The 4128-nt window shown below is 63.2% G+C and carries 8 protein-coding genes; 4 read left to right on the top strand and 4 right to left on the bottom strand.

Annotation, left to right across the window (positions count from 1 at the left end):
• Positions 1 to 251: 251 nt before the first annotated feature.
• Positions 252 to 662, bottom strand: a complete 411-nt coding sequence (fur, locus tag ACVOLS_RS21430; protein WP_282271992.1) for a ferric iron uptake transcriptional regulator — start codon at positions 660 to 662, stop codon at positions 252 to 254.
• A 104-nt stretch (positions 663 to 766) separates the two neighbouring features.
• Between fur and ACVOLS_RS21425 the strand changes: the two genes are divergently transcribed.
• Entirely contained in the window at positions 767 to 1156 is a 390-nt protein-coding gene (locus tag ACVOLS_RS21425) for an outer membrane protein assembly factor BamE (protein ID WP_481547300.1), read from the top strand.
• Positions 1157 to 1180: 24 nt separating this feature from the next.
• Here ACVOLS_RS21425 and ACVOLS_RS21420 read toward each other — a convergent pair whose 3' ends face one another.
• Together ACVOLS_RS21420 and ACVOLS_RS21415 are read right to left on the bottom strand one after the other, a co-directional pair.
• On the bottom strand, positions 1181 to 1438 hold the full coding sequence (locus tag ACVOLS_RS21420) for an RnfH family protein (RefSeq protein WP_481547301.1): 258 nt from the start codon (positions 1436 to 1438) through the stop codon (positions 1181 to 1183).
• Positions 1439 to 1441: 3 nt separating this feature from the next.
• A complete protein-coding gene (locus ACVOLS_RS21415) occupies positions 1442 to 1870 on the bottom strand; it encodes a type II toxin-antitoxin system RatA family toxin (RefSeq protein WP_481547299.1) in 429 nt (142 codons plus the stop codon).
• A 56-nt stretch (positions 1871 to 1926) separates the two neighbouring features.
• Here ACVOLS_RS21415 and smpB point away from each other — a divergent pair, with 56 nt between their 5' ends.
• On the top strand, positions 1927 to 2430 hold the full coding sequence (gene smpB, locus ACVOLS_RS21410) for an SsrA-binding protein SmpB (RefSeq protein WP_303746664.1): 504 nt from the start codon (positions 1927 to 1929) through the stop codon (positions 2428 to 2430).
• The gene (locus ACVOLS_RS21405) at positions 2430 to 2849 is read left to right on the top strand and encodes a GNAT family N-acetyltransferase (protein WP_481547298.1); all 420 of its coding nucleotides are present in this window, start codon (positions 2430 to 2432) and stop codon (positions 2847 to 2849) included. The genes smpB and ACVOLS_RS21405 overlap by 1 nt, the downstream gene beginning before the upstream one ends.
• Here the strand turns inward: ACVOLS_RS21405 and ACVOLS_RS21400 are convergent.
• Positions 2846 to 3472 carry a hypothetical protein gene (locus ACVOLS_RS21400; RefSeq protein ID WP_481547297.1) on the bottom strand — a complete coding sequence of 209 codons (627 nt, stop codon included), beginning with the start codon at positions 3470 to 3472 and terminating at the stop codon, positions 2846 to 2848. The genes ACVOLS_RS21405 and ACVOLS_RS21400 overlap by 4 nt on opposite strands.
• A 140-nt stretch (positions 3473 to 3612) precedes the next feature.
• Here ACVOLS_RS21400 and ACVOLS_RS21395 point away from each other — a divergent pair, with 140 nt between their 5' ends.
• The gene (locus ACVOLS_RS21395; RefSeq protein WP_481547296.1) at positions 3613 to 3996 is read left to right on the top strand and encodes a DUF6713 family protein; all 384 of its coding nucleotides are present in this window, start codon (positions 3613 to 3615) and stop codon (positions 3994 to 3996) included.
• Positions 3997 to 4128 lie beyond the last annotated feature (132 nt).

Genomic DNA, 4128 nt, shown 5'->3' with positions numbered 1-4128 from the left:
GGCTTTGGGCTTTGGCTTTGGGCTTTGGCTCTGGCTCTGGCTTTAAAGCCCCTCTCCCGCCTGCGGGAGAGGGGTTGGGGTGAGGGCAGCTTTTGGCTCTTAAGGCTCCGCTCCAAAAGCCCCCCTCCCCAACCCTCCCCTTCGCTGCGCGAAAGGGAGGGAGCGGAAGCAACCGCACAAACAAAAACACCGGCCATTGGCCGGTGTTTTCAATTCAGCAGCAACAGCCCGAAGGCCGTGCCGCCAATGCCTTACTTACGCTTTTTACGCACGTACAACACCAACGAGTGCTCTTCCAGCTCGAAACCGTGCTCTGCCGCGATCTTCCGCTGCAGCTCCTCGATTTCCGGGCTTTCGAACTCGATGATCTTGCCCGAGTCCACGTCCACCATGTGGTCATGGTGGCCGCCGCGGTCCAGCTCATAAACCGCCTGGCCGCCCTCGAAATTGTGTTTGAGGACCAGTCCAGCCGCCTCGAACTGGGTCAGCACACGGTAAACCGTGGCCAGCCCGATCTCATCACCGCAATCAAGCAGCTGGCGGTAGATGTCTTCGGCGGTGAGGTGGTGGTGCTGGGGGGTGTTCTGTTCGAGCAAGGCAAGGATGCGCATCCGCGGATGCGTTACTTTCAAGCCGACTTTGCGCAGGTCATTGGATTCCATAGCCATCATGTTCATTGGCGGTTTAACGCCAGTTATCTCCGGTCAGATCGCGCTGGGTGCCGGGGAGTGTATCATCGACCTGATTTCCTCAACCGCCCTACCTAATGCGCAACCTCCTGTTGATCGCCGTTGTCGCCCTGTCCACTACTGGCTGCGGCATCATCTACAAGCAGCCCATCTATCAGGGCAACCTGATCCGTGAACAGTCCGTTGCGCAGTTGCAGGTCGGCCAAAGCAAGCAGCAGGTCAACGCGCTGCTGGGCACGCCGTCCATTGCCGACCCGTTCCACGCCCAGCGCTGGGACTACACCGCCAGCCAGCGCGTGAACCGTCTGGGCAAGACCGAGGTGAAGAACTTCGTCGTGTTCTTCGAGAACGACCAGGTTACCCGCTGGGAAGGCGACTATTTCCCGGTGCAGGACGCAGATCTGGCCCGCAACAGCGTGCGTCAGTTCGGCCGCAACCTGGCCAAGGACAAAAAGAAGGGCCGCTGATCCAGCGCCCCCCCCTTCGCAGGGTCAATCGCCGCCGCGCGCCCGCCGGCGGCGATTCTCTTTGGGGTCGGCCAGCAACGGGCGTAGCAGCTCCACCCGGTCACCGTCCTGCAGCAGCTGCTGCGGACGCGCCAGCACGCCGTGCACCGCCATCGCCACTACCTCGGCAGCGCCATCCAGCGCCGCCTCGGCCACTGCATCGGCGACCGTGCAGCCCTCAGGCAGCTCCAGCTGCCGGTGCTGGTAACGGTCCGGCCAGGCCAGCACCACCTCTACCCGCATCACTCAGAGTTCCTGGTCGGCCACGCGCACGAAGTCATTGACCATCCGGTCAGCCAGGCCCTGGAAGCCCAGCGCCAAGGCCGGCCCCAGCAGCCGCGAAGTCGGTTCGAACTCCAACTCCAGGGTGACCTTGCAGGCACTTTCGGACAGGGAATGGAACTCCCAGCGGCCGTGAAGCCGCTTGAACGGCCCCTCGCGCAGCTTCATATCGATGCTGTGCGGGCGCTGCAGCGTGTTTTCGGTCATGAACCAGGTACGGAACGAACCCAGCCCCAGATCGAGCCGGGCCACCAGCCGCTCCTCGCCCTGCTCTAGGATTTCCGCCTTGTCACACCAGCGGAACCGGCCCGGATAGGCGGCGACATCGTTGACCAGGTTGAACATGCACTCGGCGGAGTGTTCGACCAGCGCGCTGCGACGAATGGTAGTCATGGCGATACAGATACAGAAAGTGTTCGGGGAGCCCCCGAATCGGAGACAATACGGAAATGAGCAAGAAACAAAGCAAGGATAAAGCAAAGAGCGGGACGGCCGACAAAACCATCTCGTTGAACAAGCGCGCGCGCCACGAATTCCACCTGGAAGATCGGGTCGAAGCCGGCTTGGTGCTGCAGGGCTGGGAGGTCAAGGCCATCCGCGCCGGTCGCGGCAACATGACCGACGCCTACGCCTATGTGCGCGATGGCGAGATCTTCCTGATCGGCGCGCAGATCACCCCGCTGATCCAGGCCTCCACCCACACCGTTCCGGAAGACCGCCGCCAGCGCAAGCTGCTGTTGCACCGTCGCGAGATCGACAAACTGATCGGCCGCGTCGAACGCGACGGCTACACGCTGGTGCCCACCGCGATGTACTGGAGCAAGAACAAAATCAAGATCGAGATCGCGCTGGCCAAGGGCAAGCAGAATCACGACAAGCGCGATACCGCCAAGGAACGCGACTGGGACCGTGAGAAGCAGCGCGCGATGCGCGCCCACAACCGCAACGCCTGATGTCGGCACAGCGCGCGCTGCAGGTAGCCAACGCGCAGGATGTGCAGGCGCTGTGCGCAAGGCTGCTGGCCTTCAATCGCACGGCCAGCGGCAATGGTTTCGATGAGCTGCCACTGCAATTGGCCAGCCATGACCAGGACGGAGCGCTGCGCGGCGGATTGCTCGGCGACATCTGCGCAGGCTGGCTCGCCATCCATGTGCTGTGGGTTGATCCGGAACTGCGCAGCCAGGGATTGGGCAGCCAGCTACTGCTGGAAGCCGAACAACAGGCCAAGGCTGCAGGCGCGCACAGCGTTGTGCTGGATACCTTCGACTGGCAAGCCGAAGGCTTCTATCTCCGGCACGCTTATGAGGTTTTCGGGCGACTGCCCGACTTTCCGCCCGGCCATGAGCGCATCTATCTGCGCAAGACGCTTTAACCCATCAGTATCCGGCGCAGATCGCGCCGCTGGGCACCAGGCGACTGCAAGGCCGCGTACAGCACGCTCAAGCTGACCACCTCGCTCAACTCAGCAGCTTGGCGGTCGTCACCGCCGAGCCATCGCCGCGCCTCCTCGGCAGCTTCCGGCGGCAACAAGGCAAGAATCGCGGCATCGTCCAGACCCTCAACCTGCAACTGCAGACCGCGCGCGAACCGCAACACCCGCGCGGTATGGATCAGCAACTGAGCCAATCCCAATGCCATCGCGACGGCAGCGGCCCGCTCCACCCCGTCAGGGGCAAGCCCGGACCAAGCCGACTGCAGCAACACCAGCAGCATTGCCGCCAACAGATAGACACCAAGCCAGCGTCGACGCACCTGCCGCACCCAGCCCAGCAACCCGCCACAAAGCAGCAGCACCAACGGCGCAAGCTGCGGCCAATGGCTACGCCCCAGCCACGCCGTGACCAACACAACAACTGCCAGCACCAGATAAAACAAGGCGGGCGCCAGCGCGCGTCGCCGAAACCCGGCCCCAACTCCACCCGCCAACAATCGCAGGCTGTGCACACCGCGCTGCTGCATGAGCACCTCCACCTTCACGAACTTGATGGCGGCCATGGTCCAATGACAAGCGTCGCAGAAAGGTCGGCGCAGCGTTAAGCCTCACTCGACACCTTCAAATTGATACGACGTCGCAGCCGCAAGTAGTTATGCAGATACTTGACTAGACTGGCGCCCCGCCAAGGAGCCTTTTGACGATGGATCGCTGGTACACCGCAACGCTGCTGTCGCTGATCGTTCACCAGATCGATGCTGCCTACTGGCACGAATGGGACATGTTCCATGTGTCCGGCGGCATTCAAGGCTTTCTGTTGTTCAACGCCCTGGCAGTGGGCCTGCTGCTGCACGGCTATCGACAAGTGGTACTGGCTACGCATCAAGCGCGGCCTTATGCCTGGCTCTGTGGCGGCATTGGCGTCCTGACCGCCCTGCTCCATGCAGGCTTCGCCGTTGCAGGAAGCGAGCAATTCGGTCTACCGCTCCCACACACTATCCCATTGGACAGACCAACTCAGATGGGAAAGTTTCGCACTTCGGTCCTGCGCCGACATCTACACAGCCAGTACCACCCGGTGACGTAAAGCACATACTCCAGTCATAGCCTCCACCACTACCGCCGGCCCCCCCGGGCCCCGGGCCGCCGGGGGGCGGGGGGGCGCGGGGGGGGGGGGGGGGGGGGGGGGGGGGGGGGGGGGGGGGGGGGGGGGGGGGGG

This window comes from Stenotrophomonas sp. STEN038, assembly GCF_056759895.1.
Note: the sequence above shows the minus strand (reverse complement) of the source record. Positions and strands in the feature narration are given on the sequence as shown.